This window comes from Streptococcus oralis (genome assembly GCF_018448765.2).
In the GTDB taxonomy this organism is placed as follows: Bacteria; Bacillota; Bacilli; order Lactobacillales; family Streptococcaceae; genus Streptococcus; species Streptococcus oralis_BM.
The window spans coordinates 1,311,735-1,330,020 of the sequence record NZ_JAHCMC020000001.1 but is presented as its reverse complement, the minus strand read 5'-3'; the positions used below and the strand labels follow the sequence as shown (position 1 = coordinate 1,330,020).

At 41.0% G+C, this 18,286-nt stretch carries 21 protein-coding genes; 19 read left to right on the top strand and 2 right to left on the bottom strand.

The features are described 5' to 3' along the window. Positions 1-114 precede the first annotated feature (114 nt). From KIH88_RS06560 to KIH88_RS06515, 10 genes are all read left to right on the top strand, one after another. Positions 115-519 (top strand): DUF1310 family protein, encoded by a 405-nt coding sequence (locus tag KIH88_RS06560; RefSeq protein ID WP_213988144.1) that lies wholly within the window; start codon positions 115-117, stop codon positions 517-519. Beyond that, positions 516-764 carry a hypothetical protein gene (locus KIH88_RS06555; RefSeq protein ID WP_247917611.1) on the top strand — a complete coding sequence of 83 codons (249 nt, stop codon included), beginning with the start codon at positions 516-518 and terminating at the stop codon, positions 762-764. The genes KIH88_RS06560 and KIH88_RS06555 overlap by 4 nt, the downstream gene beginning before the upstream one ends. Before the next feature lie 47 nt (positions 765-811). Then, positions 812-1,198, top strand: coding sequence for a DUF1310 family protein (locus tag KIH88_RS06550; protein WP_213988142.1), 387 nt, complete (start codon positions 812-814; stop codon positions 1,196-1,198). 4 nt (positions 1,199-1,202) lie between these two features. After that, positions 1,203-1,436 (top strand): hypothetical protein, encoded by a 234-nt coding sequence (locus KIH88_RS06545; RefSeq protein ID WP_213988141.1) that lies wholly within the window; start codon positions 1,203-1,205, stop codon positions 1,434-1,436. A gap of 67 nt (positions 1,437-1,503) precedes the next feature. After that, positions 1,504-1,875, top strand: coding sequence for a DUF1310 family protein (locus KIH88_RS06540; protein ID WP_213988140.1), 372 nt, complete (start codon positions 1,504-1,506; stop codon positions 1,873-1,875). 2 nt (positions 1,876-1,877) lie between these two features. Continuing rightward, positions 1,878-2,099 (top strand): hypothetical protein, encoded by a 222-nt coding sequence (locus KIH88_RS06535; RefSeq protein ID WP_213988139.1) that lies wholly within the window; start codon positions 1,878-1,880, stop codon positions 2,097-2,099. Positions 2,100-2,146: 47 nt separating this feature from the next. Next, complete coding sequence (locus KIH88_RS06530; RefSeq protein ID WP_213988138.1) at positions 2,147-2,542, top strand: DUF1310 family protein; 396 nt, start codon at positions 2,147-2,149, stop codon at positions 2,540-2,542. Further along, positions 2,539-3,789 (top strand): Mbeg1-like protein, encoded by a 1,251-nt coding sequence (locus KIH88_RS06525; protein ID WP_213988137.1) that lies wholly within the window; start codon positions 2,539-2,541, stop codon positions 3,787-3,789. The genes KIH88_RS06530 and KIH88_RS06525 overlap by 4 nt, the downstream gene beginning before the upstream one ends. Next, entirely contained in the window at positions 3,786-4,172 is a 387-nt protein-coding gene (locus KIH88_RS06520; RefSeq protein WP_213988136.1) for a hypothetical protein, read from the top strand. Before KIH88_RS06525 ends, KIH88_RS06520 begins: the two co-directional genes overlap by 4 nt. A 5-nt stretch (positions 4,173-4,177) precedes the next feature. Beyond that, positions 4,178-4,489: a hypothetical protein gene (locus KIH88_RS06515; RefSeq protein WP_000024398.1), complete on the top strand. Its 312-nt coding sequence runs from the start codon at positions 4,178-4,180 to the stop codon at positions 4,487-4,489. 91 nt (positions 4,490-4,580) lie between these two features. Here KIH88_RS06515 and KIH88_RS06510 read toward each other — a convergent pair whose 3' ends face one another. Continuing rightward, the gene (locus KIH88_RS06510) at positions 4,581-5,549 is read right to left on the bottom strand and encodes an NAD(P)/FAD-dependent oxidoreductase (protein WP_213988135.1); all 969 of its coding nucleotides are present in this window, start codon (positions 5,547-5,549) and stop codon (positions 4,581-4,583) included. Between the two features lie 136 nt (positions 5,550-5,685). On the opposite strand from KIH88_RS06510, the gene cdaA reads away from it, so the two are divergent. The 8 genes from cdaA to KIH88_RS06470 all read left to right on the top strand — a co-directional run bounded on the left by cdaA (position 5,686) and on the right by KIH88_RS06470 (position 13,987). Further along, positions 5,686-6,543, top strand: a complete 858-nt coding sequence (gene cdaA, locus KIH88_RS06505; RefSeq protein ID WP_213988134.1) for a diadenylate cyclase CdaA — start codon at positions 5,686-5,688, stop codon at positions 6,541-6,543. After that, positions 6,530-7,312 carry a CdaR family protein gene (locus tag KIH88_RS06500; RefSeq protein ID WP_125840770.1) on the top strand — a complete coding sequence of 261 codons (783 nt, stop codon included), beginning with the start codon at positions 6,530-6,532 and terminating at the stop codon, positions 7,310-7,312. The genes cdaA and KIH88_RS06500 overlap by 14 nt, the downstream gene beginning before the upstream one ends. A gap of 28 nt (positions 7,313-7,340) precedes the next feature. Beyond that, entirely contained in the window at positions 7,341-8,693 is a 1,353-nt protein-coding gene (gene glmM / locus KIH88_RS06495; RefSeq protein ID WP_213988245.1) for a phosphoglucosamine mutase, read from the top strand. 73 nt (positions 8,694-8,766) lie between these two features. Beyond that, positions 8,767-9,141 (top strand): DUF1149 family protein, encoded by a 375-nt coding sequence (locus KIH88_RS06490; RefSeq protein WP_001050095.1) that lies wholly within the window; start codon positions 8,767-8,769, stop codon positions 9,139-9,141. A 2-nt stretch (positions 9,142-9,143) separates the two neighbouring features. Continuing rightward, entirely contained in the window at positions 9,144-9,992 is an 849-nt protein-coding gene (locus KIH88_RS06485) for a DegV family protein (RefSeq protein WP_213988133.1), read from the top strand. Positions 9,993-10,155: 163 nt separating this feature from the next. Continuing rightward, positions 10,156-10,923, top strand: a complete 768-nt coding sequence (dapB, locus tag KIH88_RS06480; protein ID WP_213988132.1) for a 4-hydroxy-tetrahydrodipicolinate reductase — start codon at positions 10,156-10,158, stop codon at positions 10,921-10,923. Further along, positions 10,920-12,119 (top strand): CCA tRNA nucleotidyltransferase, encoded by a 1,200-nt coding sequence (locus KIH88_RS06475; RefSeq protein WP_213988131.1) that lies wholly within the window; start codon positions 10,920-10,922, stop codon positions 12,117-12,119. Before dapB ends, KIH88_RS06475 begins: the two co-directional genes overlap by 4 nt. Then, on the top strand, positions 12,116-13,987 hold the full coding sequence (locus tag KIH88_RS06470) for an ABC-F family ATP-binding cassette domain-containing protein (RefSeq protein WP_213988130.1): 1,872 nt from the start codon (positions 12,116-12,118) through the stop codon (positions 13,985-13,987). Before KIH88_RS06475 ends, KIH88_RS06470 begins: the two co-directional genes overlap by 4 nt. 37 nt (positions 13,988-14,024) lie before the next feature. Here the strand turns inward: KIH88_RS06470 and mntE are convergent, their stop codons facing one another. Next, entirely contained in the window at positions 14,025-15,212 is a 1,188-nt protein-coding gene (gene mntE, locus KIH88_RS06465; protein ID WP_213988129.1) for a CDF family manganese efflux transporter MntE, read from the bottom strand. Between the two features lie 307 nt (positions 15,213-15,519). Here mntE and KIH88_RS06460 point away from each other — a divergent pair, with 307 nt between their 5' ends. Continuing rightward, positions 15,520-18,216, top strand: a complete 2,697-nt coding sequence (locus KIH88_RS06460; RefSeq protein ID WP_213988128.1) for a cation-translocating P-type ATPase — start codon at positions 15,520-15,522, stop codon at positions 18,214-18,216. Positions 18,217-18,286: the final 70 nt, after the last annotated feature.

Here is an 18,286-nt window from a genome sequence, read left to right as displayed (position 1 = left end):
ATTCGTGGTTTTTTATTGAAGTTAATAAATATATGAGAAGAATTTTAAAGGAAGCCAACTCCATAATCTATGGTATACTATAGATAAATTATACTGTAGCACAAAGGAGGAAATATGAAAACATCTAAAAAAAGTATGATTATTTTATTCAGTATTTTAGCAGTAATTGGAATCACAGTAGGAGGATGTAGCATGCACCAATACCAAAAGAAACAAGAAATGCTTGCCATCGCAACAAGCGATGAGGCGAAGAAGGTTTATGAAGAATATTTGAAGAAAGAAGACCCTTATGCTTTTACTGAGAAAGGATTCGTACATTCCTATCAAGTGAAACAAGATTCATTAAGTTATAATCCAATGGGTGGTCTGATGGCTTCTTTAATAATCAATGATGATGAAGAAATGCTTGTGGATTATAATTTAATTGAAAAGTCTGATGGAGATTATACTTCAGCATTTTATGGAAGTACGCCTAAATTTTGGCAGACTCGTGATAAATATTATAAAAAAGAGGAATGATAGTAATGGTGGAAAAATATATTAATGATCCTCATCTCCAGATAGCTATGACAGAGTACCAACCTAACATGAAAGAAAATAAATATGAGGTTAATACTCAGTATAATCAAAATGTAGGTTATGTCACCCAAGTCTACAACAATACTACAGGAGCGGGTGAGCAGGTTTATGCAGTTGTAAAAAATCCCAATGAAAAAGCTGAGGATGTACAGGAAGTAAAAGTCTGTTTTTATGTTATACTATGAGTAAGTTAGTTCCTAATTTATTGATAGGATAGCACAAAGGAGGAAACATGAAAAGTTCTAAAAAAAGTATGATAGTATTATTCAGTATTTTAGCAGTGATTGGAATAGCGGTAGGAGGATGTAGCATGCACCAATACCAAAAGAAACAAGAAATGATTGCCATCGCGACAAGCGAGGAAGCAAAAAAGGTTTATGAAAATCATATGAGAGCATTAGATCCCAAAGCATTAACTGATGATGGAATTATTAAATCGTATGAAATTGATAAAGATACTCTATATTACAATCCCATGGGAGGGATGGAGGTTACAGTTTATGTGAATGATGATGAGGATTTGGAATTTCAATTTGGAATCATTGAAGATAATGAAGGCATTTTAAAATCTAGTGGTTATATATACTCAGGGAAATTAGCAAAACTTCTTGGAGAATAGAGTTATGGAAAAAGAATATATCAATGAAAGACAACTTCAGATAGCTATGACAGAATATAGAAATTTAAAGTTAGATAATATTGCTAGAACTCCTAATAATGAGAAATTAGGCACTGTCACCCAAGTCTACAACAATACTACAGGAGCGGGCGAGCAGGTTTATGCAGTTGTAAAAAATCCCAATGAAAAAGCTGATGATATACAGAAAGTAAAAGTCTGTTTTTATGCTATACTATGAGTAAGTTAGTCCCTAATTCATTGATAGGATAGCGTAAAGGAGGAAATATGAAAACATCTAAAAAAGTATGATTATTTTAATCAGTATTTTAGCAGTAATTGGAATCGCAGTAGGAGGATGTAGCATGCACCAATACCAAAAGAAACAAGAAATGATTGCCATCGCGACTAGCGATGAGGCGAAAAAAATTTATGAAAGTCATATGAAGCATAGAGATTCAGAAGCTCTGACAGAAAAAGGGCTAATCAAATCTTATAAAATTGATACTGATTCATTAGAGTATAATCCAATGGGAGGAATGGAAGTAAGAGTCTATGTTAATGACGAAAAAGATTTATGTTTTCAATTTGGTATTGTAAGAAACAGAGAGGGGAATTTAGAATCCAGTGGCTATGTTACGTATCCAAAACTCGCAGAACTTCTTAGGAGCAGTAATTAATTATGGAGAAAGAATACATTAATGATTACCATTTACAAATAGCAATGACGGAATACAGAGATTTGTTTAAAGATGGAGAAGCTGTTACACCTAACAATGACATTCTTGGCACTGTCACCCAAGTCTACGACAATACCACAGGAGCTGGCGAGCAGGTTTATGCGGTTGTAAAAAATCCTGATGAAAAAGCTGATAAGGTACAGGAAAGTTATGCTATACTATGAGTAAGTTAGTCCCTAATTCATTGATAGGATAGCATAAAGGAGGCACCATGAAAAAACCTAAAAAAAGTATGATTATTTTATTCAGTATTTTAGCAGTAATTGGAATCACAGTAGGAGGATGTAGCATGCACCAATACCAAAAGAAACAAGAAATGATAGCTATCGCAACAAGCGATGAGGCGAAGAAGGTTTATGAACATTTTATGAAATCGAAAGATCCTAATGCATTTACTAATGCAGGTGTCATCCAGGATTATGTTGTTGATGAAAGTAGCTTAGATTATAATCCAATGGGAGGATTGATGGTTTCGGTGGTTATCAACAAAGATAATGAATTAAATATAAATTATAATTTGATTGAAAACAAAGATGGCTCATACCATTCAGCATATTATTCTACTTCACCAAAATTATCCAAACTTTTGAAAGGAAATAATGAATGACACAAAATTATATTAAAGAAAATAACCTTCAAACTGCAATGGCAGAGTATCAGGATAATATGGGCGAGGAAAGAACTTTATATGACCAATATGAAAGAGAACTTGGCACTGTCACCCAAGCCTACAACAATACTACAGGAGCGGGCGAGCAGGTTTATGCAGTTGTAAAAAATCCTGATGAAGAAGCTGATAAGGTACAGGAAGTAACGGTTCTCTTTCGTGGTTCTACGGGTCCAGATCATATTTTAAATGAGGCACCGGATGTCTGGAATGACTGGGCTGAAAATGATGCAGTTATAGCCAAGAGAATTGTAATGCAAAGCAATCCCAGCGACCGAGACAATTCTACCGAGCAGCTAAAGGCTTCTGCCAGAGCTTTAAAAGATGTCATGGAAAAATATCCTAATGCCAAGATTAACATCTATGGGCATTCTCTTGGATCTATGGATGCTCAGTATGCTATGGCTGCTCTTGAAGCGGCCCAAATCGAGCGAATCCAACAGGCTCATATCTACAACGGACCTGATGTCTACCGAATCCTTAGCCCTGAACAGAGGAAAATTGTCGATCAGATTAAAGGACGTATCTACAACTATGCTGACCCTAAAGATATGATCAGCATGGTTGGTAGAGATCCCGAGAAGGGCAGTATCGGTTCTGTAGGTATGGTTTATTATGTAGATAGTGAACAAGAAGATTTTGTAAATCAGCATATGACCTATGGTTATCGCTTGGATAATGAAGGAAAAATTAAAATTCTTTCCAATACCAGTACAGTCGCTTATAACAACTTTCTGATTAAAATGGAGAGTTTCAAAAAGCTTAAGAAGAGTCTATCTTCTGATGGTTTTACATCTGATGAGCGAATCTTTCTAGACTCTGAACAAGCTAAGCTAACGGCGTCAGGTATTTGCCATATTGTAACAGAAGAACTAGATGTTCTCAAAAAAATATATAATGAAGGTGTTCAAGATGCGAGTGAAGTACTTGTATCTTGCAGTAATGTTCCTTGGGGTTTCACCCTAAGTCCGTACGAAACGGAGGTTGCCTATTCTGATGGAGGAGTGACTTATGAAACAACTGTTGGTGTCATTCAAAAGAGGTTTACTCCAGTTCTTGATACTGCGAAACAATTAGAGAAAGATTTTACAGATTTAGAAAAGCAAATCAAAGACGGTATTCAGAAAAAATTAGATGAAGATGAAGAATTGGCTAATGAATTTAAGCAATGGGAGAGTTTGATGTGATAGAGGATGAAATCAGGAAAAAGCGACAGCGTATTGAAGAATGTGAGGATGACTATAGACGTTCTTTCAAAAAAATCGAAAATCAGTACGAAGAAGCAAACTATAAGTTTCAACAGTTGAGGCATATGATTGAAGAAAAGTATCAAATTATTTCTCATTCCTTAGACCAGCTAGGCGGCGACACAACCGAATGGCGTTATCAATCCAATCGACTCGCATCCAACTTTAGTCAGCAAATCGAGATGGCGTATAGAAATAGACAAAGACAACTCGAACAAGAAGAATTGGAGCTCGAACAGGATTACAAGCGGCAACACCGTCTCTTAGAAGATGAGCTTGCCAGAGCTCAGGAGCAACAAAGACGCTTAGAAGAACGAGGTTAACGATAATGGCGAATGTATTTGATTATATTAATGATTTTTTCGCGGGGGGAGAGGAGGCTCTAAGAAATATTGAAAAAGAGTTGGAACGATCATTTATAAAAAACATCTTGGCTCCAGCAAAAAAAGCTCGTATTTCCACTATAGAAAAAGATACAGAAAAATATATGAAGATTTCTCTATTAAGTGCTCAAGAAAGTTTGAAAGAAGTTTCGAAAAACATTGATAGTTCGATGAAGGGAGAATTTTCTACAAAAGTAGTTGAAACTATAGAAACGAAAAGTAAAGAATATCCAAAAGCTTTAAATGGTACAAAGTAGACTTTTGCTTTTTAAAGTAAAAGTCCAGTAAGTTGCTTTTTATACCAGATGAACTATAAAACCACGAATCCTAGGATCCGTGGTTCTTTTCTTATAAACTGGTTGAGTGTTTGGGTTGTACTTTTTGGTCAGGGTCGATGTAGTTGATGGCATTGTTAATAGCAGTTGGTGCTTCTCCAAGTCCTGTGGCAATCAAGTCAATTTTTCCTTCATAGTAGCAGCAGTCGCCGATAGCATAGATACCTGCTTGGTTAGATTCTTGCTTGCTGTTGACGATAATCTTGTGACGGTTGAGGTCCAGACCCCAGTTTTTAAGGTTACCGACAGAAGATTTGAAGCCGTAGTTGACAAAGAGGTGGTCTACTTCGATAGTTTCGGTTTCATCTGATTTAACTTTGGTGATTTCTAGTTTGTCGAGTGTTTTTCCATCTCCGAGAAGTTGGCTAGGAACGAACGGTGTCTTGATGGTTACAGATGATTCTTGCAGGGCTTGCACACTATGTTCCAAGGCGCGGAAATTATCTCTGCGGTGAACAAGGGTAGTTGGCGAAATTTTTTCAAAAGCCAGAGCCCAGTCCACTGCTGAGTCACCACCACCAAGGATGGTCACCTTCTTACCAGCGTATTGTTGGATATTGGAAACGTGGTAGTGGATATTTTCATAGTCTTCAACATTCTCCAATTCGAGCGGACGTGGTTTGAAGGCACCACCACCCATGGCAATGATAACTGTTTTAGTCAGGTGGCTACCTTTGTTGGTTGTGATGGTAAATCCTTGATCTTGTTTCTCAATTTCAAGAACTGTTTCATTGAGATGAATAGGGGTATCAAAGCCGTTTAGCTGTTCAATCAAGCGATTGATCAACTCTTCTCCGGTTAAATTTGGAAAACCTGGCACATCAAGGATTTGCTTTTCAGGGTAGAGGATGGCTGGTTGACCACCGAGCTGGGGAAGGGAGTCGATGATTTGGACTTTGGCTTGGCGTAGGTGGGCGTAAAAGGCAGCAAAGAGCCCGACAGGACCGCCACCTACAATGGTAATATCATAGAGTTGAGACATGATTTCTCCTTTGTTTTTTCTAGTCAGTTTATTTTATCATATTTTTGCTTAATTTAAAATGAGGTGGGATAGGGAAAAAATGGGCAAAAAATGGTATAATGATGAGTAAAGTGTTTTGACAGGGAGGAGGCCAAGGATGAATTTTCAACAATTATCCAATTTACAATACTGGACGAGTTTGTTTTCAAGTCCTTGGAGTATAGTCACCAATCTGATTGATATTCTCATTGTGACTTATATTTTATATCATTTTACTAAAGCTATTGCAGGCACCAAGATTATGATATTGGTCCGTGGAGTCTTAGTTTTTATTCTAGCCCAGATTCTTTCCAATATGATTGGTTTAACAACTATTTCCTGGTTGATCAATCAGATCATCACCTACGGGGTGATTGCAGCGGTGGTTATCTTTTCACCAGAGATTCGAACAGGTTTGGAGCGATTGGGTCGGGCTACTGATTTCTTCTCCAATGCCCCCATTAGTGCGGAAGAGCAGATGGTTCGTGCATTTGTGAAATCAGTTGAATACATGAGTCCTCGTAAGATTGGGGCGCTTGTAGTGGTTCAGAGAGTGAGAACCTTGCAGGAATATATCTCGACAGGGATCCCTTTAGATGCCAAAATTTCGGCTGAATTGCTTATCAATATTTTCATTCCCAATACTCCCTTGCATGATGGTGCTGTCATTATCAAGGAAGACCGAATTGCTGTAACTTCAGCCTATCTACCCTTGACTGAAGATACCGGGATTTCCAAGGAGTTTGGAACGCGTCACAGGGCGGCGATTGGTTTGTCGGAAGTGTCAGATGCTCTTACCTTTGTGGTTTCGGAGGAAACAGGTGGAATCTCAATCACCTATAATGGAGTCTTTAAGCACGATTTGACCTTGGAAGAGTTTGAATCTGAATTGAGAAGAATCTTACTTCCAACATCAGAGGAAAAACATGGTTTGAAAGAGCGCTTGCTAGGAGGATTGAAACATGAGAAAAAATAGTCTATACATCATTTCTTCCTTCTTTTTCGCCTGCATTCTCTTTATCTATGCAACTTTGACAAACTATCAGAATAGCAACAGTGCCAGACAGGTGCGGACGGAGACTTATACAAACACAGTTCTTAATGTCCCAATTGATATTCAGTATGACAGTGATCAGTATTTTATCAGTGGTTTTACATCTGAGGTGACGGTCTTTCTAACAGGGTCAAATAGAGTTGCTTTGGCGAGTGAGATGCAGGAAAGTACCCGCAAATTTAAGGTGACGGCTGATCTTTCTGATGCCAGTATAGGAACCATCGAAGTTCCTCTAACCATTGAAAATCTTCCGAGCGGTTTGACGGCTGTTGCGACACCGCAAAAGATAACAGTGAAGGTCGGTAAAAAAGCAAAACGGGACAATGTCATTGTTGTGCCGGAGATTGACCCTAGTCAGATTGATTCTCGTGTGAAAATCGATACAGTTACTGTGTCAGATGAAAAAGTAACGGTTATTAGTGATGAGGAAACCCTCTCCAAAGTAGATCGTGTCATTGCCATCTTACCGACGAGTGAACGGATAACTGGAAACTACTCGTCCTCTGTTCCTCTACAAGCAGTCGATAAAAATGGAAATGTCTTACCAAGCGTCATTATGCCATTTGACACAACTATGAAAATTACAACAAAAACAGCAACGTCTAGTTCAAGTAACTCGTCAACAAGTTCCTCAGAAGGCAGTTCGTCTTCAACGAGTTCAGAAACAAAATCAGATTCGTCTAAACAATAATAAATAATAGAAAAGGATGATAAATAAAATGGGTAAATATTTTGGGACCGATGGAGTCCGTGGAGAAGCAAACGTAGAACTGACACCAGAATTGGCCTTTAAACTGGGACGTTTTGGTGGATATGTTCTTAGCCAACACGAAACAGAAGCCCCTAAAGTCTTTGTAGGACGTGATACACGTATCTCAGGAGAAATGTTAGAATCAACCTTGGTGGCAGGTCTTCTCTCTGTAGGGATTCACGTCTACAAACTTGGTGTCCTTGCAACACCAGCAGTTGCTTACTTAGTCAAAACCGAGGGAGCCAGTGCAGGTGTCATGATTTCAGCGAGTCACAACCCAGCCCTTGATAATGGAATTAAGTTCTTTGGTGGGGATGGCTTCAAACTTGATGATGAAAAAGAAGCAGAAATTGAAGCCTTACTAGATGCTACTGAAGATACTCTTCCTCGTCCAAGTGCCGAAGGCTTGGGAACCTTAGTGGACTATCCAGAAGGTTTACGTAAGTATGAAGGCTACCTTGTTTCAACTGGAACTCCTCTTGAAGGAATGAAAGTGGCCTTGGATACAGCTAACGGTGCAGCGTCTACAAGTGCTCGCCAGATTTTCGCTGATCTTGGTGCTCAGTTGACAGTTATCGGTGAGACACCAGATGGTCTTAATATCAACTTGAATGTGGGTTCTACACACCCAGAAGCTCTTCAAGAAGTAGTGAAAGAAAGCCAATCAGCTATCGGTTTGGCTTTTGACGGAGACAGTGACCGTTTGATTGCTGTTGATGAAAATGGCGACATTGTTGATGGTGATAAGATCATGTACATCATCGGGAAATACCTTTCTGAAAAAGGCCAGTTAGCTCAAAACACCATCGTGACAACCGTTATGTCTAATCTCGGCTTCCACAAGGCTTTGGACCGTGAAGGTATCAACAAGGTTGTCACTGCAGTTGGTGACCGCTATGTCGTCGAAGAAATGAGAAAATCAGGCTATAACCTTGGTGGTGAACAGTCTGGTCACGTTATCTTGATGGATTACAATACGACAGGTGATGGACAGTTAACTGCCGTTCAACTAACAAAAGTTATACGGGAAACCGGTAAAACCTTGTCTCAACTGGCATCAGAAGTAACGATTTACCCACAAAAACTGGTCAATATCCGAGTGGAAAATGCCATGAAAGAAAAGGCCATGGAAGTACCAGCCATCAAGACAATCATCGAAAAGATGGAAGAAGAAATGGCAGGAAACGGTCGTATTCTTGTCCGTCCAAGTGGAACAGAACCCCTCTTGCGCGTCATGGCAGAGGCACCTACAACAGAAGAAGTCAATTACTATGTAGATACGATTGCTACAGTTGTTAAAGATGAGATCGGTATTGACTAAAGCCTAGAAAACTAGATGAAATGATAAAAATGTGGTACAATTGCATAGTAAATTATAGCAATGGGAGAGAAAAATGAATCTTAAACGAGAACAAGAATTTGTTAGCCAGTATCACTTTGATGCTCGTAACTTTGAATGGGAAAATGAAAATGGGGCTCCTGAAACCAAGGTAGACGTGAATTTCCAGTTGCTCCAATACGACCAAGAAAATCAAGTGACTTCGCTTGTTGTTATCTTGAGTTTCATGATTGTCTTTGACAAATTTGTCATTAGCGGAACAATTTCTCAAGTTAACCATGTGGAAGGTCGCATTGTCAACGAACCAAGCGAATTTAACCAAGAGGAAGTCGAAACTTTGGCACGTCCATGTTTGAACATGCTCAACCGTTTGACGTATGAAGTAACAGAAATCGCCTTGGATCTTCCAGGGATCAATTTGGAGTTTTAGTTATGAAATTAGCTGTCATTACAGATTCTTCAGCCTATTTAGAGGAGAAGACGCTGCAAAGAGAGAATCTTTTTATCTTGGATATTCCTGTCAATATTAATGGAGAGGAGTATGTTGAAGGTGTCAATCTGACTGCTGAGGAATTTTATCAAAAAATGGCTCAGTCTGCAGAATTGCCTAAAACTAGTCAACCAAGTATTGCTAAACTGGATGAGATTCTAAGTTCCTTGAAAGATGAGGGCTATACCCATGTCTTAGGACTCTTTCTTTCGTCTGGAATTTCAGGCTTTTATCAGAACATCCAATACATGTTGGATGAGTATGATGGCTTGACCATTGCCTTTCCAGATACCCATATCACAAGTTCCCCTCTAGGATTTATGGTAGAGAGTGCCTTTGAATGGTCAGAGCAAGGCGATGATTTTGCTCAGATTCAGGAGAAGTTGGGGATTCAAATTGCTGATAATTCAGCCTTTATCATAGTAGATGATCTCGACCACTTGGTTAAGGGAGGACGTTTGTCAAATGGGGCTGCTATCTTAGGGAATCTCCTTAGTATCAAGCCTATTCTTTACTTCAATGACCAAGGGGTGATTGAAGTTTACGAAAAAGTTCGTACAGAAAAGAAGGCAATCAAACGTTTGGTGGAAATCATCAAAGAGTCGACAAAAGATGGGAATTACCGTATCACAGTCATCCATGGCAATGCTCCTCAAAAGGCAGCGGATTTACGTCAGCTTTTGATGGAGAGTGGTGTGACTGCTGAAATTCCAATTGCAACCTTTGGTAGTGTCATTGGAACCCACCTTGGAGAAGGTAGTATCGCCTTGAGCTATACGCCAATCGTCTAGATTGTTGTTATGGGCAGCTAACGTCCTTTTTATCTTGATAATTGAACATGCCTAGAACCCTGTGTGAAAAAGATAGTTCTTCCAAGGAGTAGACACTCCTTGATCAGAACTCCTATTTTCACTTTGTGTTCTTACAGGCTTTGTATCTTAGACAGGAGTAGAGATGAGTATTCGAGTAATTATTGCCGGTTTTAAGGGAAAGATGGGCCAAGCTGCTTGTAAGATGGTCTTGGCTGATCCAGACTTGGACTTGGTCGCAGTTTTGGATCCTTTTGAGTCTGAGTCAGAGTGGCAGGGGATTCCTGTCTTCAATGATAAGGCTGATTTAGCCGGTTTTGAAGCGGATGTCTGGGTAGACTTTACTACACCAGCCGTTGCCTACGAAAATACACGTTTTGCTCTTGAGAATGGCTTTGCTCCAGTAGTTGGAACAACAGGATTCACTAGTGAGGAAATTACAGAACTAAAAGCATTTTCCCGTGAACAAGATTTGGGTGGTTTGATTGCTCCTAACTTTGCCTTGGGCGCGGTCTTACTTATGCAATTTGCGTCCCAGGCTACCAAATATTTCCCAAATGTGGAGATTATCGAGCTCCATCATGACAAGAAAAAAGATGCTCCGAGTGGAACAGCTATCAAAACAGCTGAGTTGATGTCGGAAGTTCGGGAATCAATCCAGCAAGGTGCGCCTGATGAGGAAGAATTGATTGCGGGTGCTCGTGGTGCTGACTTTGATGGCATGCGCATCCACTCAGTTCGTCTACCAGGCTTGGTAGCCCATCAAGAAGTCATCTTTGGCAATCAGGGAGAAGGATTGACCCTTCGTCATGACTCCTATGATCGCAGCTCCTTCATGACAGGGGTCAATTTGGGAATCAAAGAAGTTGTCAAGCGTCATGAGCTTGTCTATGGATTAGAACACTTATTATGAGATTAACGCAAATGCCTTCTGAATTTCAGAAGGCTTTACCAGTATTAGAAAAAATTAAAGAAGCAGGTTTTGAAGCCTATTTTGTTGGGGGTTCTGTTCGAGATGCCCTCCTCAATCGTCCCATCCACGATGTGGATATCGCGACTTCTTCCTATCCAGAGGAGACAAAGCAGATTTTTCCGCGAACAGCTGATATCGGAATCGAGCACGGAACCGTCTTAGTTTTAGAAGGGGACGAGGAGTATGAGGTAACAACTTTTCGAACAGAGGATGTCTATGTGGACTATCGCAGACCCAGCGCGGTTTCCTTTGTGCGTTCGCTAGAAGAAGACCTCAAGCGCCGTGATTTCACAGTGAATGCCTTTGCCTTGGATGAGACAGGCGAAATTATTGACTTGTTCCATGGTTTAGAAGATTTGAAAAACCAAGTCTTGCGAGCAGTTGGAGTGGCTAGTGAACGTTTCAACGAAGATGCTCTGCGTATTATGCGTGGTTTTCGTTTTCAGGCCAGTCTCGGTTTTAAACTTGAGTCAGAAACTTTTGTGGCGATGAAGACTTTGACGCCACTCTTGGAGAAAATTTCTGTAGAGCGTACATTTGTTGAGTTTGATAAACTCTTGCTGGCTCCTTTTTGGCGAGTTGGTCTGTCTTCCATGATTGAGAGTCGAGCTTATGACTATCTTCCAGACATGGCAGGAAGCCAGGACAAGCTCAACAGACTGTTTGTTTTGGAGACTGATTTCACTTTTGAATCTTCTGAACAAGCCTGGGCGGCCCTCTTGTGGGCTTTGGAGATTAAAGATGCACAGCCATTTTTGAAAGCTTGGAAAACCTCACGCCAGTTTGCCAAGCAAGTACAGGATTTGCTGACTATTTTAGCTTTGCGAGAAGAAGGAGAGCTGAGCAAGCGCGATTGTTACCGCTTTGACTTGGATTCCCTTCTACAAGCTGAAAGTCTTCGTCAGGCCCAAGGGAAAGAAGTCAATCCACAAGCTATCACAGAAACTTACCAGAGTTTGACCATTCATGACAAGAAAGAAATTCAGATTAACGGTGGAATTTTGATTAAGGAATATGGTTACCAGCCAGGACCAGACTTGGGAGAGATTTTAACAGAGATTGAGTTTGCCATTGTCGATGGAGAATTGGAAAATGATCGTCAAGCAATCCATGCTTACCTGAGGGAGAAAAAATGAGTGATTTTATCGTTGAAAAACTAAGCAAATCCATCGGTGACAAGACCGTTTTTAAGGATATTTCTTTTATCATCCATGACTTGGACAGAATCGGTCTGATTGGTGTCAATGGGACTGGTAAGACCACTCTGTTAGATGTCCTTTCTGGTGTTTCTGGCTTTGACGGGGATGTCAGTCCTTTTTCAGCTAAGAATGACTATAAGATTGGCTACTTGACTCAGAATCCAGATTTTGATGATAGCAAGACAGTTTTGGACACGGTTCTGTCCAGCGACCTCAAGGAAATCCAGTTGATTCGTGAGTATGAGTTAATCATGCTCAACTACAGTGAGGACAAGCAGGCTCGTTTGGAACGGGTCATGGCAGAGATGGATTCTCTCCAAGCCTGGGAAATTGAAAGCCAGGTTAAGACGGTCCTCAGCAAGCTAGGTATTCAGAACTTGTCGACTCCAGTTGGTGAATTGTCAGGTGGTCTGAGAAGACGTGTTCAGTTGGCGCAAGTTCTCCTAGGAAACCACGACCTCTTGCTTCTGGATGAGCCGACCAACCACCTGGACATTGCGACCATTGAGTGGCTGACCCTTTTTTTGAAAAATTCCAAGAAGACAGTTCTCTTTATCACCCATGATCGCTATTTCCTAGATGCACTGTCAACACGAATTTTCGAGTTAGACCGAGCAGGCTTGACCGAGTATCAGGGGAATTATCAGGATTATGTTCGCCTTAAGGCGGAGCAAGATGAGCGTGACGCTGCTCTCCTTCACAAAAAGGAGCAACTCTATAAGCAAGAATTAGCCTGGATGCGAAGACAACCGCAAGCGCGTGCGACCAAGCAGCAGGCTCGTATCAATCGTTTCCATGACTTGAAAAAAGAAGTTTCAGGCGGCGTTGTTGAGGCAGACTTGACCATGAACTTTGAAACCAGTCGGATTGGGAAAAAAGTCATCGAGTTTAAAGATGTTTCCTTTGCTTATGAGAATAAGCCAATATTGCAAGATTTTAATCTCTTGGTGCAAGCTAAAGACCGTATCGGTATCGTTGGGGACAACGGTGTTGGGAAATCAACCCTACTCAACTTGATTGCAGGAAGTCTTGAGCCAACTGAAGGACAAGTTATCATCGGTGAGACGGTTCGCATCGCCTATTTCTCTCAACAAATTGAAGGCTTGGATGAAAGCAAACGAGTTATCAATTACTTGCAGGAAGTAGCAGAAGAGGTTAAGATCAGTGGTGGTTCTACGACTTCCATCGCTGAGTTGCTGGAGCAGTTTCTCTTCCCACGTTCGACGCATGGAACCTTGATTGAGAAATTGTCTGGTGGAGAGAAAAAACGCCTTTATCTCCTCAAATTGCTCTTGGAAAAACCAAATGTTCTTCTCTTGGATGAGCCGACAAATGACCTAGATATTGCGACCTTAACAGTCTTAGAGAATTTCTTGCAAGGTTTTGCAGGCCCTGTCTTGACAGTTAGCCATGACCGCTATTTCTTGGATAAGGTAGCAACTAAGATTCTTGCTTTTGAGGATGGCAAGATTCGTCCTTTCTTTGGTCATTACACAGACTATCTTGACGAAAAAGCCTTTGAAACAGAGATGGCCAATCAAGTGCAAAAGGCCGAAAAAGAGAAAGTGGTCAAGGTCCGTGAAGACAAGAAACGCATGACCTACCAAGAAAAGCAGGAGTGGGCAAGCATTGAAGGGGATATTGAAACCTTGGAAAATTGTATCGCCGCTATTGAAGAAGAGATGCAGGCAAATGGCTCCGACTTTGGTAAACTGGCGACGCTTCAGAAAGAGCTAGACGAGAAAAACGAAGAACTCCTTGAAAAATACGAACGCTATGAATACCTAAGTGACTTTGATAGTTAGGTGAATAGAAAAATCCTGTTATTACGACAGGATTTTTCTATTCTTCTTTTTTAGTCTCTTGATGAAAGATATTTTGCCAAGTCTCATGGCGACGCCAGATACTGGTATGGACGATTCCGTCCATCTCATAGCAAATGAGCTTGGTTTTCTGACTGATGGAGGTAATCTGAATATCCTTAATTGTAGCTTTAAGTTCTTTTTCAGCCTTATAAGCCTCTTTATCCATCTGTTCTCCATCTTGACGGATATAGATAAAGTCCTTAGCAAGGAGTTCTTCTAGTTGGTTTCCTTGGTCAATCAATTGCTCGCGCATGAGTAGTTTTTTGTAGACATTGTCTAAAATTTCGTCCTCAGGTATGGGAGCTGGCTCAATATGGACGTCGGTATCAAAGACTCCAAAACGCTCTTCTAGCATGGATTCGACCTGGTCTGCAATTTCGTGACTTTCATAGACAGATAAGTCGGGATTCATTTCTAAGGTGATATCAAGATAGATATTGCTACCGTAGGTACGCCCTCTTTGGGACTTGACCTTACTAATCTTTGGAATCTCCATGATGGCCTTTTGGTAGTCTTCTAGTAGCTGATCATCAAAACCATCTGAAAGACTGAAGGACGATTCGATAAAGATATCATAGGATGTCTTTAAGATAAAGAAAGTGATGATGATAGCGACTAATTTATCCACAATCGGATAATTAAAACTGCTGGCTAGGATAGCAATGGAAGTACCAAGCGAGGTGACTGCATCGGAAAGATTATCTTTAGCTGCTGCCTTTAGAGCTTTGGATTTGGATTTCTTACTGAGGCGTGTGTTATAGAGATAAACGACAAACATAACCGCTGCAGAAATGATTCCTAGAAATGCTCCCAGAGGATCGATAATCGTTTGTTCCCGACTGAGAATTTTCTGAATGGTATCCCGAAGCACATCAAAGCCAACGTAGAACATGATGATGGAAGTGATCAAACTAGCTAAATCTTCAATCTTCCAGTGTCCAAAGCGGTGGTCACGGTCTGCAGGCTGGCGAGCCATCCGAATGCCAATCAGAAGAGCAACATTTCCGATAATATCGGATACGTTATTGAAACCATCCGCTACCAAACTGGATGAATGAAGTAGATGACCAGTTGCTAATTTTGCCGCAGACAAGAATAAGTAGGTCGAGATACTGATAATGGCACCACGCTCAGCTAACTTGAGATTTGAGATTGATTGTTTCATCAAACTTCCTTTTCAGTATAAGTAATATTCTTTCATTATACTGGTTTTTGCGGGAAAATTCAAATTTAGTCCACCTTCATCGAATTTTAATGATTGAAAACTTTTCAAAATTTGGTATAATAGTACTACTCAAGGGAGTAGCTGGCAGAAACCTGTGATAGTGTCGTCATTCCGAATTGTGTACTGCAAAGTATACCTTCCGGCCCTATCTTAAACAGCGAGACTTGTTATGATTAACAAGTCTCTTTTTGTTTGTCATAAAACAAAAAGAGAACTTGTTTTGCACACAATGTCAAGGAGGAGACGCATGTCAAAAGAACAAAAACGCCAAGCGTTTTATACTCAAAGTCCTGAAGAGGTCTTGAAGTCAGTTGAAGCAACTGAGCAAGGCCTTTCGTCAAGCGAAGTGCAAAAACGCCTAGCTGAATATGGACGCAATGAACTGGAAGAGGGTGAGAAAAAATCTCTCTTGGTTAAATTCATTGAACAGTTTAAGGATTTGATGATTATCATCCTGATTGCTGCGGCTATCTTATCAGTCATAACTTCTGGTGGGGAAGATATTGCAGATGCCATCATTATCCTAGCCGTGGTTATCATCAACGCTGCCTTTGGTGTCTACCAAGAAGGAAAAGCAGAAGAAGCCATCGAAGCTCTCAAGTCTATGTCTAGCCCAGCTGCTCGCGTTATCCGTGATGGGCACATGGCGGAGATTGATTCCAAAGAATTGGTGCCAGGAGATATCGTTGCCCTTGAAGCTGGTGATGTAGTGCCAGCAGACCTACGTTTGCTAGAAGCTAATTCTCTTAAAATCGAAGAAGCAGCCTTGACAGGTGAGTCTGTTCCAGTTGAAAAAGATTTGACCGTAGAACTCGCTGCCGATGCTGGTATTGGTGACCGTGTCAATATGGCTTTCCAGAACTCAAACGTGACCTATGGTCGAGGTCTTGGTGTTGTTGTCAGTACAGGTATGTACACTGAAGTTGGTCATATCGCTGGCATGCTCCAAGATGCGGATGAGACAGACACACCACTCAAACAAAACTTGAACAACCTTTCTAAGGTCTTGACCTATGCAATTTTGGTCATTGCCCTTGTTACTTTTGTAGTTGGTGTCTTCATCCAAGGTAAAGATCCACTTGGTGAGTTGATGACCTCTGTTGCGCTTGCTGTTGCAGCCATTCCAGAAGGACTCCCAGCTATCGTGACTATCGTTCTTGCCCTTGGTACTCAAGTTTTGGCAAAACGAAACTCTATCGTTCGTAAGTTGCCAGCAGTTGAAACGCTTGGTTCGACTGAAATCATCGCTTCTGATAAGACTGGTACGCTTACCATGAACAAAATGACAGTCGAAAAAGTCTTCTATGATGCGGTTCTACATAACTCGGCTGATGACATTGAACTAGGTCTTGAAATGCCACTACTTCGTTCAGTTGTCTTGGCCAACGATACCAAGATTGATGCTGAAGGAAACCTGATCGGGGATCCAACGGAAACAGCCTTCATCCAGTATGCCTTGGACAAGGGCTATGATGTTAAAGGGTTCTTAGAGAAATATCCTCGTGTAGCTGAATTGCCGTTTGACTCTGACCGTAAGCTCATGTCAACGGTTCACCCATTGCCAGGTGGTAAATTCCTCGTGGCAGTCAAAGGGGCTCCAGATCAACTCTTGAAATGTTGTGTTGCTCGTGATAAAGCTGGAGATGTTGCTTCGATTGATGAGAAAGTCACTGAATTAATTCACACAAACAACTCGGAAATGGCTCACCAAGCCTTGCGTGTCCTTGCAGGTGCTTATAAGATTATCGAAAATATTCCAGAAAATCTTACTTCTGAAGAGCTTGAAAACAACTTGATCTTTACTGGTTTGATTGGGATGATTGACCCTGAACGTGCCGAAGCAGCAGAAGCCGTTCGTGTGGCTAAAGAAGCGGGAATCCGTCCAATCATGATCACTGGTGACCACCAAGACACAGCAGAAGCTATTGCCAAACGTTTGGGAATCATTGATGAAAATGATTCGGAAGACCATGTCTTGACTGGGGCGGAACTCAATGAACTGTCAGATGAAGAATTTGAAAAAGCCGTTGGTCAATACTCTGTTTATGCGCGTGTATCTCCAGAACACAAAGTTCGTATCGTGAAAGCTTGGCAAAAACAAGGTAAGGTCGTTGCCATGACAGGGGACGGTGTCAACGATGCACCAGCTCTGAAAACAGCCGATATCGGTATCGGTATGGGAATCACTGGTACAGAGGTTTCTAAGGGAGCTTCTGACATGATCCTTGCAGATGATAACTTTGCGACTATCATCGTCGCAGTTGAAGAAGGACGTAAGGTCTTCTCAAACATTCAAAAGACTATTCAGTACTTGCTTTCTGCCAATACGGCTGAAGTATTAACCATCTTCTTATCAACCTTGTTTGGTTGGGATGTCCTACAGCCAGTTCATCTCTTATGGATTAACCTAGTAACGGATACCTTCCCAGCTATCGCTCTTGGTGTTGAGCCAGCTGAGCCAGGTGTTATGACCCACAAACCACGTGGACGCAAGTCAAGCTTCTTCTCAGGTGGGGTCATGAGTTCCATCATCTATCAGGGCCTCCTTCAAGGCGCCCTTGTTCTGGCCGTTTATGGTCTTGCCCTTCTTTACCCAGTTCATGTGGGTGACAATCAAGCTATCCACGCTGATGCTCTTACTATGGCCTTTGCAACACTTGGTTTGATCCAGCTCTTCCATGCCTACAATGTAAAATCTGTTTACCAGTCTATTTTGACTGTTGGTCCATTTAAATCTAAAACTTTCAACTGGTCCATCTTGGTATCCTTCATCCTTCTCATGGCAACAATCGTCGTAGAACCGCTTGAAGGAATCTTCCACGTAACCAAACTAGACTTATCACAATGGGTAATCGTTATGGGCGGAAGCTTCTCAATGATACTCATTGTCGAAATCGTTAAGTTTGTTCAACGTAAACTTGGTCTTGATAAGAACGCGATTTAAAAAGAAAGTCATCTTCGGATGGCTTTTTTTGCATTTGAGGAGAATAGTTAGGAGTTATCCACTTTTGTGC

Excerpts from the sequence above, each read along its gene's own strand:
- KIH88_RS06510 (WP_213988135.1), bottom strand. The coding sequence starts at position 5,549 with ATGTCTCAACTCTATGATATTACCATTGTAGGTGGCGGTCCTGTCGGG.
- mntE (WP_213988129.1), bottom strand. The coding sequence starts at position 15,212 with ATGAAACAATCAATCTCAAATCTCAAGTTAGCTGAGCGTGGTGCCATT.
- KIH88_RS06485 (WP_213988133.1), top strand. The coding sequence starts at position 9,144 with ATGAAATTAGCTGTCATTACAGATTCTTCAGCCTATTTAGAGGAGAAG.
- KIH88_RS06560 (WP_213988144.1), top strand. The coding sequence starts at position 115 with ATGAAAACATCTAAAAAAAGTATGATTATTTTATTCAGTATTTTAGCA.
- KIH88_RS06555 (WP_247917611.1), top strand. The coding sequence starts at position 516 with ATGATAGTAATGGTGGAAAAATATATTAATGATCCTCATCTCCAGATA.
- cdaA (WP_213988134.1), top strand. The coding sequence starts at position 5,686 with ATGAATTTTCAACAATTATCCAATTTACAATACTGGACGAGTTTGTTT.
- KIH88_RS06490 (WP_001050095.1), top strand. The coding sequence starts at position 8,767 with ATGAATCTTAAACGAGAACAAGAATTTGTTAGCCAGTATCACTTTGAT.
- dapB (WP_213988132.1), top strand. The coding sequence starts at position 10,156 with ATGAGTATTCGAGTAATTATTGCCGGTTTTAAGGGAAAGATGGGCCAA.
- KIH88_RS06535 (WP_213988139.1), top strand. The coding sequence starts at position 1,878 with ATGGAGAAAGAATACATTAATGATTACCATTTACAAATAGCAATGACG.
- KIH88_RS06515 (WP_000024398.1), top strand. The coding sequence starts at position 4,178 with ATGGCGAATGTATTTGATTATATTAATGATTTTTTCGCGGGGGGAGAG.
- KIH88_RS06540 (WP_213988140.1), top strand. The coding sequence starts at position 1,504 with ATGATTATTTTAATCAGTATTTTAGCAGTAATTGGAATCGCAGTAGGA.
- KIH88_RS06545 (WP_213988141.1), top strand. The coding sequence starts at position 1,203 with ATGGAAAAAGAATATATCAATGAAAGACAACTTCAGATAGCTATGACA.
- KIH88_RS06460 (WP_213988128.1), top strand. The coding sequence starts at position 15,520 with ATGTCAAAAGAACAAAAACGCCAAGCGTTTTATACTCAAAGTCCTGAA.
- KIH88_RS06470 (WP_213988130.1), top strand. The coding sequence starts at position 12,116 with ATGAGTGATTTTATCGTTGAAAAACTAAGCAAATCCATCGGTGACAAG.
- KIH88_RS06550 (WP_213988142.1), top strand. The coding sequence starts at position 812 with ATGAAAAGTTCTAAAAAAAGTATGATAGTATTATTCAGTATTTTAGCA.
- KIH88_RS06500 (WP_125840770.1), top strand. The coding sequence starts at position 6,530 with ATGAGAAAAAATAGTCTATACATCATTTCTTCCTTCTTTTTCGCCTGC.
- KIH88_RS06530 (WP_213988138.1), top strand. The coding sequence starts at position 2,147 with ATGAAAAAACCTAAAAAAAGTATGATTATTTTATTCAGTATTTTAGCA.
- KIH88_RS06475 (WP_213988131.1), top strand. The coding sequence starts at position 10,920 with ATGAGATTAACGCAAATGCCTTCTGAATTTCAGAAGGCTTTACCAGTA.
- KIH88_RS06525 (WP_213988137.1), top strand. The coding sequence starts at position 2,539 with ATGACACAAAATTATATTAAAGAAAATAACCTTCAAACTGCAATGGCA.
- glmM (WP_213988245.1), top strand. The coding sequence starts at position 7,341 with ATGGGTAAATATTTTGGGACCGATGGAGTCCGTGGAGAAGCAAACGTA.